25 protein-coding genes are annotated in these 23,088 nt (G+C 48.7%); 18 read left to right on the plus strand and 7 right to left on the minus strand.

All coding sequences use genetic code 11. From position 1 onward, the window contains the following. From KNO79_RS03845 to KNO79_RS03860, 4 genes are all read left to right on the plus strand, one after another. A complete protein-coding gene (locus KNO79_RS03845; RefSeq protein ID WP_159562600.1) occupies positions 1 to 1,221 on the plus strand; it encodes a cysteine desulfurase in 1,221 nt (406 codons plus the stop codon). Beyond that, positions 1,211 to 1,645, plus strand: coding sequence for a Fe-S cluster assembly sulfur transfer protein SufU (gene sufU / locus KNO79_RS03850; RefSeq protein ID WP_026825487.1), 435 nt, complete (start codon positions 1,211 to 1,213; stop codon positions 1,643 to 1,645). The genes KNO79_RS03845 and sufU overlap by 11 nt, the downstream gene beginning before the upstream one ends. Before the next feature lie 19 nt (positions 1,646 to 1,664). Further along, the gene (gene sufB, locus KNO79_RS03855; RefSeq protein ID WP_012726850.1) at positions 1,665 to 3,062 is read left to right on the plus strand and encodes a Fe-S cluster assembly protein SufB; all 1,398 of its coding nucleotides are present in this window, start codon (positions 1,665 to 1,667) and stop codon (positions 3,060 to 3,062) included. Between the two features lie 112 nt (positions 3,063 to 3,174). Beyond that, positions 3,175 to 4,158 (plus strand): L-lactate dehydrogenase, encoded by a 984-nt coding sequence (locus tag KNO79_RS03860; protein ID WP_159562599.1) that lies wholly within the window; start codon positions 3,175 to 3,177, stop codon positions 4,156 to 4,158. A gap of 35 nt (positions 4,159 to 4,193) precedes the next feature. Here the strand turns inward: KNO79_RS03860 and KNO79_RS03865 are convergent, their stop codons facing one another. Beyond that, positions 4,194 to 5,576: an alanine/glycine:cation symporter family protein gene (locus tag KNO79_RS03865; protein ID WP_214690687.1), complete on the minus strand. Its 1,383-nt coding sequence runs from the start codon at positions 5,574 to 5,576 to the stop codon at positions 4,194 to 4,196. Positions 5,577 to 5,668: 92 nt separating this feature from the next. Here KNO79_RS03865 and KNO79_RS03870 point away from each other — a divergent pair, with 92 nt between their 5' ends. The 8 genes from KNO79_RS03870 to KNO79_RS03905 all read left to right on the plus strand — a co-directional run bounded on the left by KNO79_RS03870 (position 5,669) and on the right by KNO79_RS03905 (position 12,621). Next, positions 5,669 to 5,941, plus strand: a complete 273-nt coding sequence (locus KNO79_RS03870; RefSeq protein WP_214690688.1) for an acylphosphatase — start codon at positions 5,669 to 5,671, stop codon at positions 5,939 to 5,941. Positions 5,942 to 6,145: 204 nt separating this feature from the next. Next, on the plus strand, positions 6,146 to 7,465 hold the full coding sequence (gene brnQ / locus KNO79_RS03875) for a branched-chain amino acid transport system II carrier protein (RefSeq protein ID WP_074036366.1): 1,320 nt from the start codon (positions 6,146 to 6,148) through the stop codon (positions 7,463 to 7,465). A gap of 105 nt (positions 7,466 to 7,570) precedes the next feature. Further along, positions 7,571 to 8,752 carry an MFS transporter gene (locus KNO79_RS03880; protein WP_159562595.1) on the plus strand — a complete coding sequence of 394 codons (1,182 nt, stop codon included), beginning with the start codon at positions 7,571 to 7,573 and terminating at the stop codon, positions 8,750 to 8,752. Positions 8,753 to 8,763: 11 nt separating this feature from the next. Beyond that, the gene (locus tag KNO79_RS03885; RefSeq protein ID WP_214690689.1) at positions 8,764 to 9,609 is read left to right on the plus strand and encodes a DUF72 domain-containing protein; all 846 of its coding nucleotides are present in this window, start codon (positions 8,764 to 8,766) and stop codon (positions 9,607 to 9,609) included. A 15-nt stretch (positions 9,610 to 9,624) separates the two neighbouring features. Next, positions 9,625 to 10,965 (plus strand): bifunctional metallophosphatase/5'-nucleotidase, encoded by a 1,341-nt coding sequence (locus tag KNO79_RS03890; protein WP_251125252.1) that lies wholly within the window; start codon positions 9,625 to 9,627, stop codon positions 10,963 to 10,965. Positions 10,966 to 11,013: 48 nt separating this feature from the next. After that, positions 11,014 to 11,382, plus strand: a complete 369-nt coding sequence (locus KNO79_RS03895; RefSeq protein ID WP_047795125.1) for a YutD family protein — start codon at positions 11,014 to 11,016, stop codon at positions 11,380 to 11,382. Positions 11,383 to 11,540: 158 nt separating this feature from the next. After that, a complete protein-coding gene (locus KNO79_RS03900) occupies positions 11,541 to 11,846 on the plus strand; it encodes a hypothetical protein (RefSeq protein WP_214690691.1) in 306 nt (101 codons plus the stop codon). 103 nt (positions 11,847 to 11,949) lie between these two features. Next, positions 11,950 to 12,621 (plus strand): DUF975 family protein, encoded by a 672-nt coding sequence (locus KNO79_RS03905; protein ID WP_214690692.1) that lies wholly within the window; start codon positions 11,950 to 11,952, stop codon positions 12,619 to 12,621. Positions 12,622 to 12,665: 44 nt separating this feature from the next. Here KNO79_RS03905 and glpX read toward each other — a convergent pair whose 3' ends face one another. Continuing rightward, positions 12,666 to 13,646, minus strand: a complete 981-nt coding sequence (glpX, locus tag KNO79_RS03910) for a class II fructose-bisphosphatase (RefSeq protein ID WP_159562592.1) — start codon at positions 13,644 to 13,646, stop codon at positions 12,666 to 12,668. 158 nt (positions 13,647 to 13,804) lie between these two features. Between glpX and KNO79_RS03915 the strand changes: the two genes are divergently transcribed. After that, positions 13,805 to 14,248 (plus strand): DUF86 domain-containing protein, encoded by a 444-nt coding sequence (locus KNO79_RS03915; protein ID WP_214690693.1) that lies wholly within the window; start codon positions 13,805 to 13,807, stop codon positions 14,246 to 14,248. Positions 14,249 to 14,252: 4 nt separating this feature from the next. Next, on the plus strand, positions 14,253 to 15,032 hold the full coding sequence (locus KNO79_RS03920; RefSeq protein WP_214690694.1) for a TIGR01457 family HAD-type hydrolase: 780 nt from the start codon (positions 14,253 to 14,255) through the stop codon (positions 15,030 to 15,032). 19 nt (positions 15,033 to 15,051) lie between these two features. Here the strand turns inward: KNO79_RS03920 and KNO79_RS03925 are convergent, their stop codons facing one another. Further along, positions 15,052 to 15,279, minus strand: coding sequence for a NifU family protein (locus KNO79_RS03925; protein WP_012726833.1), 228 nt, complete (start codon positions 15,277 to 15,279; stop codon positions 15,052 to 15,054). A gap of 129 nt (positions 15,280 to 15,408) precedes the next feature. On the opposite strand from KNO79_RS03925, the gene KNO79_RS03930 reads away from it, so the two are divergent. Together KNO79_RS03930 and KNO79_RS03935 are read left to right on the plus strand one after the other, a co-directional pair. Continuing rightward, a complete protein-coding gene (locus tag KNO79_RS03930; RefSeq protein WP_214683915.1) occupies positions 15,409 to 15,714 on the plus strand; it encodes a YuzD family protein in 306 nt (101 codons plus the stop codon). 167 nt (positions 15,715 to 15,881) lie between these two features. After that, positions 15,882 to 17,168 carry a globin-coupled sensor protein gene (locus KNO79_RS03935; protein ID WP_214690695.1) on the plus strand — a complete coding sequence of 429 codons (1,287 nt, stop codon included), beginning with the start codon at positions 15,882 to 15,884 and terminating at the stop codon, positions 17,166 to 17,168. A gap of 93 nt (positions 17,169 to 17,261) precedes the next feature. Here KNO79_RS03935 and KNO79_RS03940 read toward each other — a convergent pair whose 3' ends face one another. After that, positions 17,262 to 18,692, minus strand: coding sequence for a S8 family serine peptidase (locus KNO79_RS03940; protein WP_214690696.1), 1,431 nt, complete (start codon positions 18,690 to 18,692; stop codon positions 17,262 to 17,264). 240 nt (positions 18,693 to 18,932) lie between these two features. Beyond that, positions 18,933 to 19,988, minus strand: coding sequence for an NAD(P)/FAD-dependent oxidoreductase (locus KNO79_RS03945; protein WP_074036387.1), 1,056 nt, complete (start codon positions 19,986 to 19,988; stop codon positions 18,933 to 18,935). Between the two features lie 98 nt (positions 19,989 to 20,086). On the opposite strand from KNO79_RS03945, the gene KNO79_RS03950 reads away from it, so the two are divergent. Together KNO79_RS03950 and KNO79_RS03955 are read left to right on the plus strand one after the other, a co-directional pair. Next, positions 20,087 to 20,323 carry a YuzB family protein gene (locus KNO79_RS03950; protein WP_012726828.1) on the plus strand — a complete coding sequence of 79 codons (237 nt, stop codon included), beginning with the start codon at positions 20,087 to 20,089 and terminating at the stop codon, positions 20,321 to 20,323. Positions 20,324 to 20,527: 204 nt separating this feature from the next. Then, positions 20,528 to 21,739 carry a NupC/NupG family nucleoside CNT transporter gene (locus tag KNO79_RS03955; RefSeq protein ID WP_074036391.1) on the plus strand — a complete coding sequence of 404 codons (1,212 nt, stop codon included), beginning with the start codon at positions 20,528 to 20,530 and terminating at the stop codon, positions 21,737 to 21,739. A 44-nt stretch (positions 21,740 to 21,783) separates the two neighbouring features. Here KNO79_RS03955 and KNO79_RS03960 read toward each other — a convergent pair whose 3' ends face one another. Together KNO79_RS03960 and KNO79_RS03965 are read right to left on the minus strand one after the other, a co-directional pair. Further along, a complete protein-coding gene (locus KNO79_RS03960; RefSeq protein WP_214690697.1) occupies positions 21,784 to 22,353 on the minus strand; it encodes a nucleotidyltransferase family protein in 570 nt (189 codons plus the stop codon). Positions 22,354 to 22,422: 69 nt separating this feature from the next. Continuing rightward, positions 22,423 to 23,010 carry an ECF transporter S component gene (locus tag KNO79_RS03965; protein WP_012726825.1) on the minus strand — a complete coding sequence of 196 codons (588 nt, stop codon included), beginning with the start codon at positions 23,008 to 23,010 and terminating at the stop codon, positions 22,423 to 22,425. Between the last annotated feature and the right edge of the window lie 78 nt (positions 23,011 to 23,088).

Here is a 23,088-nt window from a genome sequence, read left to right on the forward strand (position 1 = left end):
ATGTTGAACGCCTCGATTCGTGAACAGTTTCCGATTTTAGATCAGGAAATCAATGGACACCCGCTCGTTTATCTTGATAGCGCGGCGAGCTCACAAAAGCCGCTCGCTGTCATCGAGGCGATCGAGGACTATTATCGTCGCAACCATTCGAACGTGCATCGTGGCGTCCATACGCTCGGGACGCAAGCGACGGATGCGTATGAAGGGGCACGCGAACGCGTCCGCTCATTCATCCATGCGGCGGTTCCTGAAGAAATCATTTTCACTCGTGGAACGACGACGGCCATCAACTTGGTCGCATCGAGCTACGGAGATGCGAATGTCGGTGAAGGCGACGAGATCGTCCTCACTCCGATGGAACATCATGCGAACTTAATCCCATGGCAACAACTCGCCAAGCGAAAAGGCGCGACACTTCGATACGTCGAGCTCACGCCGGACGGACGTGTCACACTCGATGCGGTTCAAGCGGTGTTATCAGACCGGACGAAAATCGTCGCGATGAGTCACGTCTCGAACGTACTCGGGACGATTAACCCGATTGCCGAAGTCGCTCGACTCGCGCATGAGTTGGGTGCAGTCATGGTCGTCGATGCCGCACAAAGTGCACCGCACCGAAAACTTGACGTCCAAGCACTTGACTGTGACTTCCTCGCCTTTTCTGGACATAAGATGCTCGGACCGACTGGAATCGGTGTCTTATATGGGAAGAAGCAACTCCTCAAAAACATGGAGCCGGTCGAGTTCGGTGGCGAGATGATTGACTATGTCGATTTATATGAATCGACGTGGAAAGACATCCCGTACCGTTTCGAAGCGGGAACACCGATTATCGCCGGAGCGGTCGGACTTGCGGCAGCCATCGATTTCTTAGAAGAAATCGGTCTTGAAAACGTCGAAGCACACGAACGTGAACTCGCGTCTTACGCAATCGAGCAGATGAAAACGATTGAAGGGATCGAGATTTACGGTCCTGAAGATCGCGTCGGTCTCGTCACGTTCAACTTGAAGGACGTTCATGCGCACGACCTCGCGACTGTGCTCGACATGCAAGGTATCGCGGTTCGTGCCGGTCATCACTGTGCACAACCACTCATGCGTCTTTTGAAGCAATCATCGACGGCACGGGCGAGCTTCTATTTGTATAACACAAAAGAAGAAGTCGACCGCTTCATCGAGGGATTACGTCAAACGAAGGAGTATTTCAATTATGAGTTTTAATAATCTCGACATGTTGTACCGCCAGGTCATCATGGATCACTATAAAAACCCAAGAAACCGTGGCGTCATCGAAGATGGCGTGACGGTGGACTTGAACAACCCGACGTGTGGGGATTCGCTTCGTCTTCAACTACAGGTCGAAGACGACATCGTCAAAGATGCGAAGTTTGAAGGGGAAGGCTGCTCAATCAGTCTCGCCTCGGCATCGATGATGACCCAAATCGTCAAAGGAAAAACAGTAGAAGAGGCGCTTCAACTCGCCAACATCTTCTCTGAAATGGTTCAAGGCAAAGAGTACGACACGGATACGTTTGACCTCGGTGATATCGAGGCGCTCTCAGGCGTATCGAAATTCCCGGCTCGAATCAAGTGTGCCACGCTCGCGTGGAAGGCGCTTGAAAAAGGAGTAGACGAGGACGCGTAAGGAGAAGGAGGAGACCGATATGGCAAAGAACATGCCGGAAATTGGCGATTATAAATACGGCTTCCATGATCGGGACGTTTCGATTTTCCGTTCAGGCCGTGGCTTGACGACAGAAATCGTAGAGACGATCTCACGCATGAAAGAAGAGCCACAATGGATGCTCGACTTCCGTTTGAAGTCGTTGGATCACTTCAACAAGATGGCGATGCCGACATGGGGCGGAGACCTCTCGGCACTTGATTTCGACGAAATCACGTACTATGTCAAACCATCTGAAAAGACAGAACGCTCATGGGATGAGGTACCAGAAGAAATCAAACGTACGTTTGACAAGCTCGGTATCCCAGAAGCAGAGCAAAAATACTTGGCAGGTGTCTCGGCTCAGTATGAGTCTGAGGTTGTCTACCATAGCATGCAAGAAGACTTCGAAGAAAAAGGTGTCATCTTCAAAGATACAGACACAGCCCTCAAAGAAGACGAAGAGATCTTCAAAGAGTACTTCGGGAAGTTGATTCCGCCGACGGACAACAAGTTTGCGGCCCTTAACTCAGCTGTTTGGTCGGGTGGCTCGTTCATCTATGTACCAAAAGGCGTAAAACTTGAGCAACCGCTCCAAGCCTACTTCCGCATCAACTCGGAAAACATGGGTCAATTCGAGCGTACGCTCATCATCGTCGACGAAGGCGCATCGGTTCATTACGTCGAAGGATGTACGGCACCGGTTTACACAACGAACTCGCTTCACTCAGCGGTCGTTGAGATCTTCGTCAACAAAGATGCATATTGCCGTTACACGACGATCCAAAACTGGGCGAACAACGTCTACAACTTGGTAACGAAACGTGCAGTCTGTGAAGCGGGTGGATCGATGGAGTGGATCGATGGAAACATCGGATCGAAACTCACAATGAAATACCCAGCTGTCATCTTGAAAGGGGAAGGCGCACGTGGGATGACACTCTCAATCGCCCTCGCTGGTAAAGGACAGCACCAAGACGCTGGCGCTAAAATGATTCACCTCGCACCAAACACGTCGTCGTCTATCGTCTCAAAATCGATTTCGAAACAAGGCGGAAAAGTATCGTACCGTGGAATCGTCCACTTCGGCCGTAAGGCGAAGGGCGCACGTTCGAACATCGAGTGTGACACGCTCATCATGGACAACGAGTCGACTTCAGATACGATCCCGTACAATGAAATCTTGAACGACCAAGTGTCGCTCGAGCACGAAGCGAAAGTCTCAAAAGTGTCAGAAGAGCAACTCTTCTACCTCATGAGCCGTGGAATCTCGGAAGAAGAAGCGACAGAAATGATCGTAATGGGCTTCATCGAGCCATTCACAAAAGAATTACCAATGGAATATGCGGTCGAAATGAACCGTCTCATCAAGTTCGAGATGGAAGGTTCGATTGGATAATTGCTTGAATGACGGATTTCCTGTAAAAAGGAGTCCGTTTTTTTTTGTTATGTCGTTGCCATATGTAGGGTATGCTAAAAAAGAGAAAGAATCATAGAAAGGATGGATACACATGTCACGTATTCCGCATAAAGATGAGATTGACCCGAAAGACATCACTCGCATCGCCGTCATCGGTGCCGGTTGGGTCGGCGTCAGTTTCGCCTATCAATTATCCACGGCTGCGCTTTGCGAGGAGCTCGTCTTAATCGACTCGAATCATGCCAAGGCAGAAGGAGAGGCGATGGACCTCAATCATGGGATCTCATTCGCCCCGACACCGGTCCGGATTTGGGCAGGGGACTACTCGGATTGTAAAGACGCAGATATCGTCGTCATCACGGCAGGAGCCGCACAAAAACTTGGGCAGACACGGATGGACCTCGTCGAGCAAAACGCCAAGGTCGTCCGCACCGTGACCGAAGACTTGATGAAGAGCGGGTTCGACGGCATTTTAGTCGTCGCGACGAACCCGGTCGATGTGATGGCACACGTCGCCTGGAAAGCATCTGGTTTACCAAAAGAACGCGTCATCGGTTCAGGGACGGTCCTCGATACAGCACGACTCCGTTACAAACTTGGAGACTATTTCGAACTATCGCCACGAAACTGCCACGCCTACTATATGGGTGAACATGGGGATACGGGCTTTGTCGCATGGAACAACGCACGCATCTATGGGAAGAGTATCGATGAACTATTGGCGGAGAACGAGAAATATCAGTTCGAAGACTTAGAAGCGATCTATGCGGACGTACGCGACGCTGCTTACCAGATCATCGAGCATAAGAACGCCGCCTATTATGCGATTGGGGTCGGCTTGCTTCGCATCATCCGGGCCATCGTCCGAAATGAAAACTCCGTCGTGACGATTGGCGCTCACCTAGACGGCGAGTACGGGGCGAGTGACGTGCATATTGGCGTACCAGCCTTGATTGACCGAAGCGGCATTCGTAAGATCATCGAGATTGAATTGACGAACGAAGAACAACAGAAGTTTGACGCCTCGGTACAAACTATCAAAGCAGGGATTGAGAAAGTCGAGCCCGCATCCTAAAAAAGATCCGACTGCTTAGGCAGTCGGATTGTTGGTTAAGACGCCTCTTCTTCGGCGATATCTTTCTTGTAATACTTCTCGGATGTGAAGAACTCGGTTGTCAATCGTTTCACTTCACCACTTAGAAGCAAGACGGCAATCATATTCGGGATGAGGATCATCGCTAGCATCAAGTCTAGGAAGTTCCAAATCATCTGAGCGCCTCCAATCGAACCGATGACAATCGAGACGATATATACGGCCTTCATGATTTTTCCTGCCGTCAAACCGAATAAGTACTCGGCTTGTCGCGAGCCGTAAAAGATGATGACGATAATGGTCGAGAGGACGAAGAAGATGAGTGAGATGGTGACGAGTAAGCTTCCCGTGTAACCGAAGTATTCATTGAAAGCAATCGTCGTCAACGCTGCTGGGTCATCCATCGCTTCGTCTGCCGTCCAGACACCTGAAGACAAGACGACGAATGCGGTCGTGCTACAAATGATGAGCGTATCGATGACGATCCCGATGACGGCCCAGAACCCTTGGCGCACCGGATGGTCCGTCTGTGCCGCGGCGTGGGCAATAGGTGCCGTTCCAAGACCGGCTTCATTTGAATAGAGTCCACGGGCGAAGCCCCAACGAATCGTCTCAGCAACGGCGGCACCGGCAAACCCACCGAACGCGGCCATCGGCTCGAATGCATAAGAGAAGATGAGACTGAGAACGTTTGGAATCTCAGAGAAGTTCATCAAGACGATGACGAGTCCGGCTCCGACATAGACGAGTGCCATGCCAGGGACGACGATCTCGGTGACTTTCGCGATGCGCTTCAGTCCGCCAAAGACGATGATGCCCACAAGAATAGCGACGACAATCCCCGTGATGAGCGTGTTCCCATTGAACGTCTCACGGACTGCCGAGCTGACAGCGTTTCCTTGTACCATGATACTCGGAATGAGTTCGATCATGAGAGCGAAGGCGAACCACGTCGCGAGCCACTTCCAACGAAGTCCTTTTGATATGTAGTAGACCGGTCCCCCGACAAATTCGCCGGCATCATTCTTCTCACGATAGTGCACGGCCAGTACGCTCTCTGAGAACTTGATGGCCATGCCGATGATAGCGATGACCCACATCCAGAAGATGGCACCCGGTCCCCCGAACATAATCGCTGCAGGTACACCGATGATGTTCGCGGCCCCGACTGTTGAAGAGAGGGCTGACGTCAACGCTTGTCTCGGACTGATGTCGCCTTCACCTTTCGGCTTTTTGAAAATGCTGCCGAATGTTTGCTTGAATATGTAGATGGGGTAACGAAACTGAAAGAAACCGAGCTTGATGGTGAGGAAGATACCGGATAAAACGAGTAACGAGATAATCGGTACGCCCCAAAGCCAGTCGGAAACGTTCGTGACAAGAGTAATAAATTCATTCATACAACCACTCCAATTCCATTATTTTACTTAAATACTGTTTCCTAAAGTAAGGACCTCTAAACATCTTTGACAAAATAAAGGAGGAAAATAGAATGAGAGTTGCTAAACGTTTGATTGTATCTGGACGTGTCCAAGGCGTGGGGTTTCGATTTTTTTCACAGGAGACCGCGCAACGATTCGGCATCAAAGGATGGGTTCGCAATCTAAGTGACGGGACAGTCGAGCTACATGCAGAAGGAACCGAGCAAGAAATCGACGCCTTCGAGCAGACGTTGAAGGATGGCAATCGCTTTGTCGGTGTCGAACGAATCGAAGAGACGGAAGCGAACGATCAGGAATTTCGCTCGTTCGACATACGCTATTAACCGCTTACATCTCCCTACATGTGAAAGGGAGATTTTTTTGTGAAATCTACATTTCAAAAAATTAAACCTCGAATTTTGGAGATAGGGTGGTCAAACGATAGGAAGTGTGTATAATGAAATAGACCAAGCGATATATTGTCAGAAAATTTAGTTATTATTTTTTTGTTAAGTCGTTCGGAATATCAAGTGTATGGAGGTAGTTGTATGAAAAAATCGACATTGTTCCCGTTAGCGTTTACGATTTTTGCTTTATTCTTTGGGGCCGGGAACTTGCTGTTCCCACCTGAGCTCGGCGCCTTGGCGGGGGAAAACCTCGTACCGGCGATGATCGGGTTCGTCATTACGGGTGTCGGTTTACCGCTTCTTGCTTTGTTCGCAGTCGCTCGGGTCGGCGGCGGGACAGACCAAATTGCTCGTTATATTCCAAAGCGTCTCGCGCTTATCTTGACAGGATTGATGTATGTGGCTATCGGACCATTCTTCGGAATCCCGCGTACGGCTGCTGTCACGTATGAAATGGGACTCGTTCCGTTTCTCGATGCTCCTTCTACTTTGACACTCGCGATGAGTTCGACCGTCTTTTTCGGGTTGACGTTCTTCTTGACGCTTCGTGCTCAAAAGTTGATTGAAGTCATCGGGCGCATCATTACACCAATCCTCTTGTTCTTGCTTGCAGCGATTGGAATCACAAACCTCATCTCGCCACTCGGGGAGCCGGGAGCTCCAGCGGAAGGATTTGAGACATGGGTGGGTGCACTCGGCCAAGGTTTCCAACAAGGCTATTTGACAATGGATGTATTCGGGGCCCTCGTCTTTGGGGCAATCGTCCTCGTCACGTTGAAAGCTAATGGATTGAGTGACCAAAAAGAAGCGTCTTCGCTTCTTCGCTCTGCGGGCATGCTTGCCGTTACCTGTTTGATGCTCGTCTATATCTCGCTCGGTTCAATCGGTGCGAATATGACAGTCGCAGAAGGAACGACGAGTGGCGCAAGCCTTCTCCAAGCGTTCGCAGGTACGTCTTACGGACAAGTCGGAATGCTCGCACTCGGATTAGCGGTCTTCCTCGCTTGTTTGACGACAGCAGTTGGCCTCATCTCAGAGTTCTCACGCTTCATCAGCAATCAGTTTGATTCTCTCAAATATCATCATGTCGTCATCGCGACAACGTTGTTTGGATTCATGATCTCACTCGTCGGTTTGAGTTCGTTGATTCAAATCGCCGTGCCGCTTCTCACGCTCCTCTATCCGGTCATGATCGCACTCGTGCTCGTATCGGTGACGGAACGTCTTCAACGAAACCCTGGTGTGGCGATGAAAGCGACGATTTATACGGCGCTCGTTCTCTCGTTCTTTGAAACGTGGAACGGCATCCAGCCTTCTGCGGTTACTTCTTGGATTGGAAACTTACCAATGGCGGATATCGGACTTGCCTGGGCAGTTCCGACGATGATCGTCTATGCGATCACGCTTCTTCTTCCGAAAGGAACGTCACAAGAATCACTCGCTCAATCACGCATCTCATAAGTCTCGCCCATCCTTTGGTCAAGGATGGGCTTTTTTCTGTCTTATTGTTTGCCTGGATGTGAGCTCAAACAGTAAAATGGAAAGATGAAAAGGGAGTGACATTCGTTGACGACAAAACAAAAAAATCAATTGGCGATTCTCATGTTGAACATGTTTATCGCCGTCGCCGGATTTGGGATCATCATCCCGATTATTCCGGATTACTTAAAGATGATTGGCGAGGGAGGGACAGCCGCCGGACTCATGATTTCCGTATTTGCGGGTGCCCAGCTCGTCATGTCACCGATTGCCGGGAAATGGGCGGACGTCCACGGCCGCCGACTCATGATCATCCTCGGTCTGATCGGATTCACCATCTCGATGGGAGTCTTCTATCTATCAGATAATTTGACGATTCTTCTCGTCTCTCGTGCCATCGGGGGTGTTGGTGCAGCGCTTTTGATTCCTGCCATCTTCGCTTATGTGGCAGATATCACGACACTCGAGCAACGAGCTCGAGGAAACAGTTATATTTCCGCGGCAATGTCGCTTGGAATTGTAGTGGGACCAGGGATTGGTGGCTTTTTCGCTGAATTCGGCTTGAAGACACCGTTGCTTGTTTCAGCGATTGTATCGTTTATCGCTGTCATTTCGTCTGTGCTTCTTCTCAAGGAGCCTGACCGTGCTCCATACGTGGCGCCTAAGATTAAAGAGTCTTTACCGACGCAGCTGGTCATGTCGACGCGAAAACCGTACTTCTTCGTATTGGTCATCAACCTCGTCATGGCGTTTGGTCTGATGGCGTATGAATCGGTACTTGGGCTCTATGTCAGTGAGATGTTCAGTGCGACACCACAAGAGATTGCCATCATGGTAACCGGAACGGGGATTGTGAGTGTTATCGTTCAATTGTTTGCGGTGGACCGTCTCGTCGAATGGTTGGGTGAGACCAAGGTCGTACTTGCTTTCATCGCGCTCGCCTCATTTGGCTTCTTGTTATCTTTGTTCGCTGGTACGTATATGCTCTTCTTCGCAGTGACACTCGTGATTTTCTTATCGACATCTATTTTACGACCGGTGTTGAACACGCTCGTGTCGAAACTTGCAGGAAACGAGCAAGGTCTTGCCATGGGGATGAACAACGCTTATATGAGTATTGGGAATATTTTAGGGCCGACATTGGCTGGAATCGCCTTTGATATTGATATGCGCTATCCGTTCATGATGGGACTCGTCCTATTGCTCGTCACATACATGGGCACATGGAACTGGTCGAAACGGAAAGCGGCCGCCATTTCAGAATCGTAAAGGAGGACGCTATGATCTATGTAGGTGTGACCGGATGGGGTGACCACGATTTGCTGTATACGACCCCAGAAGAACGAAAACATAAATTATCGACATATGCGGGACATTTCCCGACTGTTGAAGTCGACTCGACCTTCTATGCGATTCAACCTGTGAAAAATTTCGAAAAATGGGATGGGGAAACACCGGATCATTTTCAATTCGTTGTGAAAGTTTCCAGGGAAATGAGCGGACATGATCGTGAGCCGAAAACGCCTTTGATTGAACTGTTTGAGCGTTATCGCGTCTCGGTCGATCCGTTAAAACGAGCGGGGAAATTACGGGCTGTGCTCGTTCAATTGCCGCCGTGGTTCGATGTGTCAAAGCCACACCTGGATTATTTGAGAACGCTTCGTGCCGAGCTGTCAGATTACGAGATTGCCATCGAGTTTCGCAATCCGACCTGGTTCTCAGAAGCGTTCCGGGACCGGACGCTTCAATTTTTGAAGGAGCAGCGGTTCATCAACACGATTTGCGATGAACCGCAAACGAAAGAGAGCAGCATCCCGTTCGTACCGGTCGTGACGCATCCTGATGTTGCGGTCGTTCGATTGCATGGACGCAATACGTCAGGATGGCTCAAAAAACCTGGAATGACGAGTCAAGAATGGCGGCATGTTCGCTGTCTGTACCGGTATAGCGAGGAAGAATTGCAAGAATTGGCGACCTCACTTCGTGAGATTGACCGTGAAGCGAGAGACGTGTATGTATACTTTAACAACAACTCGGCTGGGGATGCAGCACCGAATGCAAAGCGACTCATTGAGATTCTTGGCCTTGAATATGAACTCGCGCCGAGACAAATCAGTTTGTTTTAGAAGGAAGGGATGGCCATGACGACACTGTCTATTTTTCATTACAACGATCTTCATTCAAAGTTCGACCAATGGCCGAAACTTGTTTCATTTCTAGAAGAACATCGGACTGACGACACGCTGTACTTTGATTTAGGAGATCATGCCGACCGCACCCACCCGGCGACCGAAGTGACACGTGGAAAGTTGAATGTTCGTTTGCTCGAGCAACTCCGTCCGACAGCGGTCACCATCGGAAACAACGAAGGGATCACTTTTCCTCATGATTGGCTAGCCGAACTGTATGACGAAGCGACATTTCCCATCTTACTTGGGAATGTATATGAAGCAGACGGGTCACGACCGAATTGGGTCGATGAGACGCTCGTTCTTGAGAAAGATGGTTTCCAAATCGGCCTGTTTGGTGTGACCGCTCCATATGAAGAGTTATACCCAGAGCTCGGCTGGCAGATTGAATCGCCTTACGAGGCGGCGGAGCGAGCGCTGAAACAGTTGGCGCATTGTGATGTCATCATCGCGCTCAGTCACCTTGGGTTCTTTGGAGACGAGCGATTAGCTGAAATGTTTCCTGAAATCGATGTGATTCTCGGTGCGCATACACATCATGTTTTAGATGAAGGTGTGATGACGAACGGTGTGTTGATTGCACAGGCCGGAAAATATGGGAAGTACGTCGGTGAAGTCACACTGACGCTTGGCGAGTCAGGAATCGTATCGAAAGAAGCGCGCCTTCACGAACTGTCTCAGCAATCGGATAGTCCAGACACGTTGGCGTTGTTGCGCACAGAAGGGGCAGATGCCGAACGCCTTCTTGATGTCACGATTGCAGAGACGGATGGATACGCCTCCGATTGGTTCGGACCTTCTCCACTTGGTGACCTACTCGTCGAAGGGATGGTCGAATGGTGTGCGGCGGATGTTGGGATTATTCCATCTGGGGTTGTGCTAGAAGGCCTTGCACCGGGTGGGGTGACGCTCAACATGTTGCATCGGATCTGTCCGCATCCAATCAACCCTTGTGTGCTGACATTGGACGGTGAAACGTTGTCGCGTTTCCTTCACGATACTAATGAAGAAACGTTCACGAATATGCATGTAAGAGGTCTCGGGTTCAGAGGGACCGTTCTCGGAGAACCGAGTCTCTATCAAATCGAACAACGTGACGGTCAGACTTATGTGATGGGGGAACGATTGGATTTAAATCGGACATATCGTGTCGCAACGGTCGATATGTTGACATTCGGTCCGCTTCTTCCTTATTTGGCAGACCAACCGAAGCGATATTTCATGCCCGAACTTCTGCGAGATGTATTACGAGAAACAATCGTTGCCCGTCATGAAGTGATTCGAAAAGGATAGAGTGCATCGATGAGGGCATGCTATGATAACAGAGTGGAGGTGGGAGCGATGATTCGAGTGAATCGCCACGGATATACCGTCTTGGAAGAAAAACGGGACGGGTTCGATGAAGAGGCGTTTATCGCACGGTATAGTGACGTGCTAGATAAGTACGATTACATCGTCGGTGATTGGGGGCATGGTCAGTTGCGATTGAAGGGATTCTATGAACCGCAATCTAAATTGGCGACCTATGAGAACCGAATTGATCACGTGATGGACTACGTATACGAATATTGCAACTTTGGATGTCCTTATTTCGTTTTGAAAAAAGAAACGGAAATCAACGAAGAAGAGAGTGGACCCGTCTTTGGGGGAACGAAGCAAAAACTGAAGTTGAAGCGTAAGTTTAACAAGACCGATGAATCAAACGTGTGAAGTGCTGAGCAGTCAGCACTTTTTTTATTACATTTGATTTCCAAATATTTCGTTTAGGTAAAAAGTCGTGACTTCCGGTTTTGAGGTTGGAAAAATGTGATAAATTGTCATTAAGGATCGTTTCGTCGTTTTTTGGTTTTGATAGTGAGGTGATTTGGATGCAACATGTACAAACGACCGTCGGGGATCGGGATGACGTCCATAATCGAATTCATAACTTCGGACTCGGGATATTGGCCATGTTCTTTTTTGGTTTCCATATCATGATGACCTTTTATTTTACGGCGGCAGTCATTCTATTTGAACTCTTTCATGTGTTGATCATCCGTCGCTTTGAATATGGCCATTCGTTCTTGCGAGGCCGTGTCTTCAAAGTCACATCTCACCTTGTGTTATCACTCGGGGTGCTGTTGTTGATCTTGTCCATGTCTCAGTTCTTTTTAGGCAATGTGATGATTCGCTAAGCGGAAAGGAAAAATTCCTTTCCCTTTTTTTATGTTTTTTTGAAACGTATGGTCACCTTTTCACGTACACTAATAGAAAGACTACGAAAAAGGATGGATTACTATGAGATCTGAATGGAAACAACATGCACGACACGCCTTGAAAGGAAAATGGTGGTTGATGGCCGGATTGGCACTCTTGTTCCTCATTATTAACGGGATTCCGCAATGGTTTGCGCCTGAAATGGACGTCAACTCGCCAGAACCGTTCACATCGACAGAAGTCACTTTGAGCTTTGTATCGAACGTTCTGCAAATTTTAATTGCCCCACTTGCGATCGGTTGGTCGTGGCTTGCTCTCAACGTATCACGTGAGAAAGGAGCCTCGCTCTCAACGCTGTTCAAGCCGTTCCAGACACGTTACTTCAAACATGTCATCACCTCGTTTGTGATGGGGGTATTCCTCGTGTTATGGACGTTGTTACTCATCGTACCGGGAATCATCAAAGGATTCTCATATTCACTTACGCCGTACATTTTGCGCGATCAGCCTGAACTTTCCGCACTCGAGTCGATCACAGAATCACGTCGTCTCATGGATGGGCACAAGATGGAAGCCTTCATGCTCGTCTTGTCCTTCTTTGGTTGGTTCCTCGTCGGGATCTTGACGCTCGGGATCGGGTTCTTCTTCATCGGACCTTACTTCTCGACGACGTACGCGACGTTCTACGATTCGATTCGAGACAAGCAAATTGATTCGAATGAGCCAGTGCACGGAACAGAACAAGGATTTTAAAGAAACAAACGCCTCGCTCAAGTGATTGAGCAAGGCGTTTTTGATTAGGCGTTGACTTCAGTTTTTTGTAAGTATGGCTTCAACGACAAGTGGTGTTCGGCCACGACTTTACGAATCGTACGTGTCTTCGAGCGCATGACGAGTGATGTCGTCTCGACGATATCATCTGTTAAGAATTTGACGCCATCGAGCAACTCACCTGACGTGACACCTGTTGCGGCGAAGATACAGTCATCACTCTTGACGAGGTCGTCGAGCGTGAGGAGTTGGAGCGGATCTTCAATGCCCATCGAGATGACGCGTGCAGATTCTTCTTCATTCATCGGGTGAAGACGGGCCTGCATGTCTCCGCCAAGCGCTTTGACAGCTGCAGCCGTGATGACGCCTTCAGGAGCACCGCCTGTACTGATGAAAATATCAATCGGATTTGTTTTGACGGCAGCTGCGATTCCGGCCGAGACATCGCCATCCTCAAACAATTTGACGCGTGCGCCGACGTTCATGACGGCTTGGCGAAGGTGTTCGTGGCGATCGCGGTCTTGCATGATCACCGTCACTTCTTCAATACGTTTATTGTTATATTTTGCTGCTTTTTCGATGATCGACTCGAGTGGTTCATCGAGCGAGACTTTTCCTTTTAAGTTCGGCCCAACGACGAGCTTATCCATGTACATATCTGGTGCGTGGAGGAGGGCACCTTCATCCGCAACAGCGATGACGACCATCGCATCTCCGAGTCCTTTTGCGACAATGGATGTACCTTCGAGCGGATCAACGGCGATGTCGACTTTCGGACCGAACGTCGTACCGAGTTTTTCCCCAATGTAGAGCATCGGTGCCTCATCGAGTTCACCTTCACCGATCACGACCGTCGCATCCATGTTCACTGTTCCGAGAACTTCGCGCATCGCTGACGTAGCTGCGTCATCGGCTTCATTCTTTTGCCCGCGTCCAATCCATTTCGATGATGCGAGTGCTGCGGCTTCCGTTGCTCGTACGATTTCTAATGCTAATTCACGTTCCATAGTGTTGTACCCTCCACGTTATCTCTATTAAATGTGTTATACTTTTTATGGCTCAAATCCGTTGATTAGTGTATCACATTTTTATAAATGATGTAAATAGGGCAGGTTCTTTTCTCCAGAACGAAAAAGGATTAGTATTAACAGCAGGGGGGATCATCATGTATTTTGTGAATAGAGAGAAGATTAATCAGACACTGGAACAAATGGAGACGATGTTAGCACATACGGACCAACTGAGCGGAGATGCGTTTACGGTAGAACTTGCGAAACAACGAATGGCTGTCCTCCTGATAGAAGGGGTCATCGACGTAGGGAACTCGATGATTGACGGATTCATCATGCGAGACCCGGGTAGCTATGAGGATATTGTCGACATTCTGCTCGATGAACGCGTGCTCGATGAGAAGACGGGTAATGCCACCAAGGCGCTCGTCGGATTGCGTGCATACTATGTCCGTGAGTTCGTCGATGCAGACGCATCCCGCTTCGATGAATGGGTGAAGACGTCGAAACAAGACTTCACAGCGTTCTCCAGGCAAGTTCGTCGCTACTTAGAGGTCGAACTTGGACCAGTGTCCGCATTCTTGCCAGAAAGCGAGTGATTGGATGGAACCGATAAAAGGATATTTGTTTGATTTAGATGGTACGATGTATGCAGGAATAGAGCCCGTTCAAGCTGCTGTCGATTTTGTAAACGAGTTAGAAGCTACGGGCGTCCCATACTTATTCGTCACGAATAACGCCTCGATGACACAACAGCAGATTGCGGATAAGTTGATTTCAATGGGGGCAAATGTGAAGGCAGAAAACGTCTTGACGAGTGCGATGGCGACGGCTTTTTATATTGAGAAGATGTCACCGGGCGCGACCGTCTATATGATTGGCGAAGACGGACTCCGACTCGCCTTAGAATCTCGTGGGTTCCACGTCACGGACGAACCGAAAGCGGACTATGTGGTCATCGGTCTCGACCGTCACATTACGTATGAGAAGTTGGCGCGAGGGGCGATCGCCATTCGTTCGGGAGCCCGATTCATTTCGACGAATGGGGATATCGCCATTCCGACAGAACGAGGGTTTTTACCGGGGAACGGGTCGCTCACATCCGTGTTGACGGTGACGACAGAAAAAGAACCATTCTTTATCGGGAAGCCAGAACCGGTCATGATTGATATTGCACTCGACATGATTGGATTGACGAAAGAGGATGTCGTGATGGTAGGGGATAACTATCATACAGATATTCTATTCGGGATCAATGGGGGAATCCGTACACTTCACGTCAACTCAGGTGTACACGGTCCAGCATTTGTTCAAGAACAAGAAAAACTCCCGACCTATATGGTTGAGAGTTTAAATGAATGGAAGCATGAAAAAAAGGGATGACGAATGTCTCCCTTTTTGCTTAGAATACTTGTTCTACTTCGACGATGCCTGGTACTTCTTCGATGAGCGCACGCTCAATACCGGCTTTTAGCGTGATTGTTGAAGACGGGCAGCTGCCGCAAGCACCCATCAAACGGAGCTTGACGATGCCTTCTTCGACATCAACGAGTTCGACGTCTCCGCCGTCACGAAGCAAGAACGGACGCAATTTATCGAGCACTTCTTGGACTTGATCAAACATTTCCATGGTATCTACCCCTTTCTCGTTCTACTTTATTCTAGCAAGTTTGAGAGTGTTTCTCAATCATTTACGCTGAGCGTTTCGTCATCGGGAGTGGGGAGGATTTTTGTATAATGGTTTCGAGGGGGAATGAAAATGAAAATCACGGTTTATGGGGCAGAGGTTCAATGTGCCAGTTGTGTCGGTGCACCGAGTTCGACCGAGACGTATGAGTGGTTGCAAAGTGCGCTCGGACGCAAGTATCCGGAGCAGTCCTTTTCTTTCGAGTATATCGATTTCGAACAGAGTGAGGACGAGTTTGCCCAGGCGCTTAAAGACGATGAATGGTTTTATCCGCTCGTCTTGCTCGACGGAGAAGTGATTGATGAAGGGGTCGTTCAGTTACGAAAAGTGTATGCGGCAATTGAGGCGAAACAAGGATCCGTCAATCATATAAAATAGTGAGCAAGTGGACGAACCATGCGATAGCAAGGTTCGTTTTTTGTTTACCTATAATTCAGAAAAAGATTTTACAACTTTTGTCTCTCGGGCTAAACTGAACATAACTTGTATAAATTTTATAATATTTTGAAAATTAATAAACCTGTTTATTAAAGGAGGACTATTTGATGTTTGCCCGAAAACGAAATATGCCGATCCATTTAGACACCTCGTCCCAAATGGAGCACTTGTTGATCGCACTTCCCGATGAGTTGGAACGACAACGTCAGTTGATTCGTCTCGAACGTGAGGATTTAGCTTATTTACGTGCGTATCAACAGGAATTACGTCAATTGACACCTCGGTTGGTTGATGTGTTTTATGAAGAGCTCGAAAAGATCGACGAGATGAGAGAGTTGATTCGGCAACATTCGTCATCGGACAAATTAAAACTCACTCTTTCTAACCATATAATGGAGATGTTTGAAGGGAAGTTGAATGAAGCATATATCAATCGACGTCTCGCCATCGCCAAACGTCATTATCTGATCGGTCTGAAAGGGAAATGGTATATGGCGGCCTTCCAAAAAATATTCGAGACGCTCGTCTTATCGATTCAACATGAGCAGCTCGATGCGGACTCGAAAATGAGGTTGATGATGGCCGTCTCGAAAATCTTTAACTTCGAGCAACAAATCGTGCTCGAGATGTTTGACGATGAAGCAGACGTCGTTCGTGACCAGATGCAACACGTGAAAGATGAAATCAGTCAAACGATTCAGCAGGCGAGTGAAGATTTGGCTGCCCTCTCACAAGAAGTCATGGCTAGTTTTCAGTCGATGAATGAGCGGGCAGATGATATGAAGCATTCAAGTTCACTCACGCAGACAAAGCTACGGACGGTACTTCACTCTTCAGTGAGTGGGAAAGACACGATTTTGTCGGAGGCGGGACGCCTTGATGAAATCGCGCGTGACCTCTCCGATTCAGCTCAGGAAATCAAGGCGCTCGAAAGATTGATGAACGAGATCATGACGATTGCGGATTCGGTCAAACAAATTGCCAACCAGACGAACCTACTTAGCTTGAATGCCGCGATTGAAGCAGCACGGGCAGGCGAGCAAGGGAAAGGATTCCAAGTCGTCGCTTCCGAAGTACGGACGCTCGCGAGTCAATCGAAACAAGCGGCGGAAGAGGTGGAGGATTTGGTGAAGCGTCTCACGAACCAGATGGAAGAGACTTCGAGCCGCGTCTTATCGACCGAGCAAGAGATGAAGCAGACGATGGGACGGATCAATGAAGTGACGGATGCCTTCCTCCAAATTTCGGGTGATTCGGAGCATGCTGACGGGCAGATGGGGAGTCTCGCCGGTGATATAGATGAGATTGTGGAATCCATTGCCGAACTCAAGCGTGCCACGACCCAGATTGCGACGTCTTCGACACGGTTGATGGATACCGCACAACGATTGTAAGTGGTCAAATGATAAAAAAGACGAATCAGGTCGCATGACACGACTTGATTCGTCAATTAGTGAAGTCGAGCGAAAGGACTCGACTTTTTTTATTTAGAGAAGCTGGAACGATGACGTCGCTGAACCAGCCGTGTAGCCGGTAAGCGTCGCATCAGACTTCACTTGATACGTTCCGCGTTGTGACCAAGAATTCGTCGAGAGTGTGAATGTGATGGCTCCTGATGAATTCGTCTTGCCTGTACCGACAAGCGTCGTACCGTTCGGTTGTGTGACCTTCACACGAACATCGGCGTTTGCGACCGCTTGGCCATTTGAATTTCGTACTGCCGAAGAAATCGAGACGACTTCACCAGCGTAGTAAGAAGACTTCGATGTCGAGACTGTCGTCGTGAGTGCTTGGACAGGTTGCGTCGTACCACCAGAAGTCGGGGATTGGACAAGTCCGTTCCCGAACCATGTGTCGCGACCTGTTGTACCAAGGTCGATGGAGTCTTGCGACAATTTTGTACGGAGTTGTGTGCTCGATAGCGTAGGGAACGCCTGTTTCATGAGTGCGAGGTTACCCGCCACATACGGTGTCGCCATTGATGTTCCGCTCATTTGACCGTAGCCCCCATTTGAGAGGGTCGAGTTGATGCCGACACCAGGTGCTGCCACTTCGACAGTGCTACCTGTCGCCGAGAACGAGGCACGGTTGTTGTTGATATCTGTTGCAGCAACAGCAATTGCCGAACTGTAACGAGCCGGATAGTTGACGAGGTCACCCGATCCATCGGTACGACCATTGTTACCCGCCGCCGCGACGACAAGGATGCCTGCATTATTGGCACGATCGACAACTTGTTGGAGCGTCGTCGATGGACTTGTCGTCCCGAGGCTCAAGTTGATGATATCCATATCATTAGTGATCGACCAGTCAATCCCGGCAACGATACTCGATAAGCTACCACTTCCGTTCGCCTCAAGAGCTTTGACGGCGTATATGCTTGCCTCGTGTGCAATCCCGACTGTTCCGATGCTATTGTTACGTGCACCGATAATCCCGGCTACGTGTGTACCGTGACCATTGTCATCGGCATACGAACTCGTGACCGTGCTAAATGAGGCACCACCAGCGATTGTTAAATCGGGGTGGGGCGAAATCCCTGTGTCGACGACGGATACTTTGACACCTTTCCCTGTGAATCCACTCTGCCAAGATGAAGGAGCTTTTAGTTTTGGAATCCCCCAGTCTTGTGTTTGATTCTCAACCTGTACGATTTGATCCACTTCCACGTGTGCGACGTTCGGGTTATTCTTCAGTCCATTCAAGGCAGCTTTCGGAACTTCGAGTGCTGCTGCAGGAATATTCGAATACTGTTGTTTAACTTCCATGCCTTCAATCGACAGCGGAATTTTCTTTGCCGATTCCTTGAAAACGACGATGACACGTTCTTTCTCTTTGTTTGGGGCGGCATCCGCACCCCCAGGTACGGTTGACAAGACAAGCAGAGAGGCGAGGACGGAGCTACAGATTTTTTTCAACTTGTTTCCTCCTTTAGGGTATGTAGGCAAGATGACGGGATGTCGAACTGCCGTGACCATAGAGTAACAAGTTTTACCAACGTGTAGAATACGCCAATGGCATTAAATATCTGAATATTTAGATAAGGATACAGGGGATTCAGATACAAGACTTTTGACTCAATCGTTAGAAAAATGAATAGAAATAACAGATGAACAAATTAAAAAAGCGAACCAGCCAGAGGCTCGTTCGCAATGTATTCATTTAATGACTTTATGTTTCCAAAGGATACCGGACTTTAATAGTCGGGCTACTTTCCCGGTGAGTGATTGTTTCCCCATAAACACCCCAAAGCCAGCCTTCTTCCCGAGGGAACCGAGCGTCCCTTTCAGTTTGATGTCGGGTAATTCTGGATAATTGATACCTTTCCATTTGCAAAGCAAGACTTGAACGATCTGTTCGGCTTGGGCTTCGGCAAGTTGTCCGGACGGTGCGTACGGTAAGCTCGCATTGTCACCAACGACAAACACGTCCGGCAGTCCAGGAACAAAGTGATGTTCCGTCAATTTGACACGTCCGCCTCCATCGAGCTCCCAACCTTGATTCCGTACAACGGCGACCGGTTGAATCCCGGCCGTCCATACGGTCAGATCAGATGGGAATAAGTCTTCATGGTTCCATAATCCGTCAGCATCGACACGTGTGATGTTCGCATTATTGATGACTTCGACGCCGTGCTCCTCGAACCAAGATTGTACGTACATCGAGACACGATTAGATAAGAAAGATAGAACGGATGGTCCGCGGTCGAATAAACGGACCGTCAAATCAGGCCGGCTCTCACGAAGTTCGCTGGCGAGTTCGACACCAGATAGACCGGCACCGACGACAGAAACGACCGAACCTGGTCGCAGACCGTTGATCGCTTGTTGTGTCTTACGTGACTCTTCCAGTGTTTGAATACTGTACGTGAATTCGGCTGCTCCTTGAACGTTGTGGTATTTGTCTTCGCATCCTAATCCGATGACGAGGTCGTCGTAGGGCACTTTTTCTCCACTCGCGAGCAGAACCATTTTGTCTTCGGTGTCGATGTCCGTGACCTGTCCGTATATGTAATCGATTTCATCCGGAAAGTCGATGCGAATATCGCGGTCCGAGACCGTTCCTGCGGCCAGTGCGTAATACTCAGTTTTCAATCCATGATAAGGCAAGCGATCGACGAGCGTGACCGAGATGTCTTGTAACTGATGTCCAAGTACTCTCTCAATCACACGCATTCCCCCGTAACCGCCTCCTAAGACGACTAATTTGCGCATAATAATCCCCCTTTGTTACTCTTCAACTGTATCATGTTATAATCTGCCGTAGAAGAACCATTTTCCGATAATTCACGTAAAGAAAGACGGTGACATATATGATGAATCCGATCATCGAATTTTGTGCTTCGAATTTGGCGATGGGCTCACAAATTGCCCGGGCTAAATTAGAGTCCGACCCTGATCTTGATGTGGTCGAATATGGCTGTACAGGCTATTGTGGTGTCTGTTCCCTTGATCTCTTTTGCCTCGTAGACGGGGAAGTGGTGACGGGTGAAACACCAGAAGAGCTCGTGACGAAGGTGTATGAAAAAATCGAAGAGATGGCATGGTAAAAAGTTTGAGGAAATGACCTCAAACTTTTTTATTTCACCCGTTGCATTTTAAAAAGAGGGATGTTATATTCTAAGAGGTTCGAATGTAGGTTGTCTGACGTTTAACAACGATAAAAAGAAAGCGTTTCAAACGGTAGGACACATCTCTTTTCGGGTATGACACATATAATTGGTTTTGTTTAATATGAAAGGAGCACAACATCAATGAAAATCATGAGTGTGGTTGGTATTTTGGCACTAATTGCAATCGCTTACATCTTCTCTACCAACCGTAAAGCCATCAAATGGCGCACGGTCTTGGCAGCGTTCGCTGTTCAATTCGCATTTGCATTCCTCGTCTTATATACGGCATGGGGACGTAAGGCGCTTGAATGGATCTCAAATGGGGTTCAAGCTGTCTTGAACACAGCGGGTGACGGGATTGCCTTCGTATTCGGAACAGCAGTCGGTGGCGACAACTTCGTTTTCGCATTCCAAGTCCTTCCGATTATCATCTTCATGTCATCATTAATCGCATTGCTTTACTACCTCGGCGTCATGCAGTGGGTCATCCGTATCCTCGGTACTGCCCTTGCGAAAGCACTTGGTACGTCACGTAAAGAGTCACTTTCAGCAACAGCGAACATTTTCGTCGGTCAAACGGAAGCACCGCTTGTCATCAAGCCGTACCTTCCTACAATGACACAGTCTGAGCTCTTCGCAGTCATGGTCGGTGGACTCGCATCGGTTGCCGGATCTGTACTTGCAGGTTATGCAGCACTCGGTGTACCGCTCGAATACTTGCTCGCAGCGAGCTTCATGGCAGCGCCAGCAGGTCTTTTATTCGCGAAAATCATCGTACCAGAAACAGAAGAGTACGATGACGACATCGAGATTGTAGAAGATGAAGAAGACAGAGCGGCGAACTTCGTCGATGCAGCGGCACGTGGTGCTTCTGACGGTCTCTTCCTTGCCTTGAACGTCGGTGCGATGCTTCTTGCATTCGTTTCATTGATTGCGCTTGTCAACTTGATCCTCGGTTCAGTTGGTGGACTCTTCGGATTTGATAGCTTGTCACTCGAATTGATTCTCGGTTACGTCTTCGCGCCACTTGCATTCGTGATTGGTGTACCATGGGCGGATGCTGTACAATTCGGTAGCTTCCTCGGTCAAAAACTAGTCTTGAACGAATTCGTTGCTTTCTCTGAGTTTGCTCCAATCATCGGTTCTGGTGATTTGTCAGCTCGTACAGAAGCGATGATCGCATTCGCACTTTGTGGTTTCGCAAACATCTCGTCACTCGCAATCCTTCTTGGTGGTCTTGGTGGTATGGCGCCAAACCGTCGTGGTGACATCGCACGCATGGGTGTTCTCGCGATTCTTGCAGGTACGCTTGCAAACTTGATGTCAGCTACATTGGCTGGACTTCTTCTTTAATCGGTATAAGAAAACGCGATCACTTCGGTGGTCGCGTTTTTTTATTATGAGAAGGATGTATGTATGGTGATGTTTGGCCACTTGGCGGACCAGTTCTTTTGCTGCAACCGCTCCAGATAGATGGGATACTTTGAAGAGTTCGAATCAAAGGGTGGTGTCGGTATAACGTGCATGTTGATCAAGTCGTGAATGCCGTGTGGGGCAGCGAGGATGAGGGAACCATCCGATTGAAGACGTACCCCGATCGCGGTGACGGTCTCAGGAAAATGTGCCAACGCATCGACCGATGAAGCATAGGGTGGAAGGTTGTTGACGTGATGCATTCTCGCTTGATTTTTGACAGACCAAGGTACATCGGGGATGAGGCGGAATAATCGCTCTTCGAGTTGTTTTTCGACTGCTTCCTCTGGTTGGTTTGGGTCGAAATAAATCACATCTACATCATCTGTTTTAGTCGATGTTTCGTATCCGTGAAGGTGGTCCCAGACTTTTGAACGAATATATCCCGCACAAATCCAACAATCCGGTAAATCGAGGTTGGCGACGGCGTGGAGAAGCTTTATGAGCTCGGCGTCTTGTTTTAGAAAATGAACCAAATCCTGTTCGTCTGTCATAATGAATGCCCCTCCTTACAATATGGTTAAAAAAAGCACCTAGGCAACGCCTAGATGCTCGTATATTGATTATGCTTGAAGTTGTACGCGTTGACGTTCGATCCACGGCTTCAATTTCAAGAAGAGTGGGACGAAGAGCGCGCTGATCAAGATCGCTTTAATCAAGTTGAACGGTAAGATCCCGTAAAGGACAAGATCCGTTTTCACCGCCGGGTCGGCCATGTCTGCCATTCCGAAGAAGAAGGCGTAGGCTGGCAAGATGACGAGATAGTTTAAGATGGCGAGGCTAAGAGCCATTGTGATTGTACCGGCAAGTAATCCAGAAGCGAGTGCTTTGTTTGACTTGCGCTTATGGTAGAACCAGGCAACTGGGTACATGAATGCGACACCTGCGAAGAAGTTTGCGACTTCCCCGACTGGAACGCCGCCACCGTTAAAGACGTAGTACAAGACGTTTTTCAAACCGACGACCACGACTCCTGCGAGTGGGGAAAAGACGATTCCGGCAATGAGTGCAGGAATGTCACTAAAGTCCACTTTAAGGAATGGCGGTAAAAATGGGAGCGGAAAGTTGAATAGCATGAGTACGAACGAGATCGTCCCGAGCATCGCCAAAGTCACCATTGTTGTCAGTCGTTTGTTGCGCGTAGTTTTCATCAGAATCTCTCCTTTAGGTCGCTCCTCGATGAATGGCATCCGTCGCATATAAAAACCCGATTGCAATGAAGACAATCG

The sequence above is a fragment of the Exiguobacterium sp. s43 genome, assembly GCF_018617255.1.
Lineage (GTDB): Bacteria > Bacillota > Bacilli > Exiguobacteriales > Exiguobacteriaceae > Exiguobacterium > Exiguobacterium profundum.

Excerpts from the sequence above, each read along its gene's own strand:
- KNO79_RS03845 (WP_159562600.1), top strand. The coding sequence starts at position 1 with ATGTTGAACGCCTCGATTCGTGAACAGTTTCCGATTTTAGATCAGGAA.
- sufU (WP_026825487.1), top strand. The coding sequence starts at position 1,211 with ATGAGTTTTAATAATCTCGACATGTTGTACCGCCAGGTCATCATGGAT.
- sufB (WP_012726850.1), top strand. The coding sequence starts at position 1,665 with ATGGCAAAGAACATGCCGGAAATTGGCGATTATAAATACGGCTTCCAT.
- KNO79_RS03860 (WP_159562599.1), top strand. The coding sequence starts at position 3,175 with ATGTCACGTATTCCGCATAAAGATGAGATTGACCCGAAAGACATCACT.
- KNO79_RS03865 (WP_214690687.1), bottom strand. The coding sequence starts at position 5,576 with ATGAATGAATTTATTACTCTTGTCACGAACGTTTCCGACTGGCTTTGG.
- KNO79_RS03870 (WP_214690688.1), top strand. The coding sequence starts at position 5,669 with ATGAGAGTTGCTAAACGTTTGATTGTATCTGGACGTGTCCAAGGCGTG.
- brnQ (WP_074036366.1), top strand. The coding sequence starts at position 6,146 with ATGAAAAAATCGACATTGTTCCCGTTAGCGTTTACGATTTTTGCTTTA.
- KNO79_RS03885 (WP_214690689.1), top strand. The coding sequence starts at position 8,764 with ATGATCTATGTAGGTGTGACCGGATGGGGTGACCACGATTTGCTGTAT.
- KNO79_RS03890 (WP_251125252.1), top strand. The coding sequence starts at position 9,625 with ATGACGACACTGTCTATTTTTCATTACAACGATCTTCATTCAAAGTTC.
- KNO79_RS03895 (WP_047795125.1), top strand. The coding sequence starts at position 11,014 with ATGATTCGAGTGAATCGCCACGGATATACCGTCTTGGAAGAAAAACGG.
- KNO79_RS03900 (WP_214690691.1), top strand. The coding sequence starts at position 11,541 with ATGCAACATGTACAAACGACCGTCGGGGATCGGGATGACGTCCATAAT.
- KNO79_RS03905 (WP_214690692.1), top strand. The coding sequence starts at position 11,950 with ATGAGATCTGAATGGAAACAACATGCACGACACGCCTTGAAAGGAAAA.
- glpX (WP_159562592.1), bottom strand. The coding sequence starts at position 13,646 with ATGGAACGTGAATTAGCATTAGAAATCGTACGAGCAACGGAAGCCGCA.
- KNO79_RS03915 (WP_214690693.1), top strand. The coding sequence starts at position 13,805 with ATGTATTTTGTGAATAGAGAGAAGATTAATCAGACACTGGAACAAATG.
- KNO79_RS03920 (WP_214690694.1), top strand. The coding sequence starts at position 14,253 with ATGGAACCGATAAAAGGATATTTGTTTGATTTAGATGGTACGATGTAT.
- KNO79_RS03925 (WP_012726833.1), bottom strand. The coding sequence starts at position 15,279 with ATGGAAATGTTTGATCAAGTCCAAGAAGTGCTCGATAAATTGCGTCCG.
- KNO79_RS03930 (WP_214683915.1), top strand. The coding sequence starts at position 15,409 with ATGAAAATCACGGTTTATGGGGCAGAGGTTCAATGTGCCAGTTGTGTC.
- KNO79_RS03935 (WP_214690695.1), top strand. The coding sequence starts at position 15,882 with ATGTTTGCCCGAAAACGAAATATGCCGATCCATTTAGACACCTCGTCC.
- KNO79_RS03945 (WP_074036387.1), bottom strand. The coding sequence starts at position 19,988 with ATGCGCAAATTAGTCGTCTTAGGAGGCGGTTACGGGGGAATGCGTGTG.
- KNO79_RS03950 (WP_012726828.1), top strand. The coding sequence starts at position 20,087 with ATGATGAATCCGATCATCGAATTTTGTGCTTCGAATTTGGCGATGGGC.
- KNO79_RS03955 (WP_074036391.1), top strand. The coding sequence starts at position 20,528 with ATGAAAATCATGAGTGTGGTTGGTATTTTGGCACTAATTGCAATCGCT.
- KNO79_RS03960 (WP_214690697.1), bottom strand. The coding sequence starts at position 22,353 with ATGACAGACGAACAGGATTTGGTTCATTTTCTAAAACAAGACGCCGAG.
- KNO79_RS03965 (WP_012726825.1), bottom strand. The coding sequence starts at position 23,010 with ATGAAAACTACGCGCAACAAACGACTGACAACAATGGTGACTTTGGCG.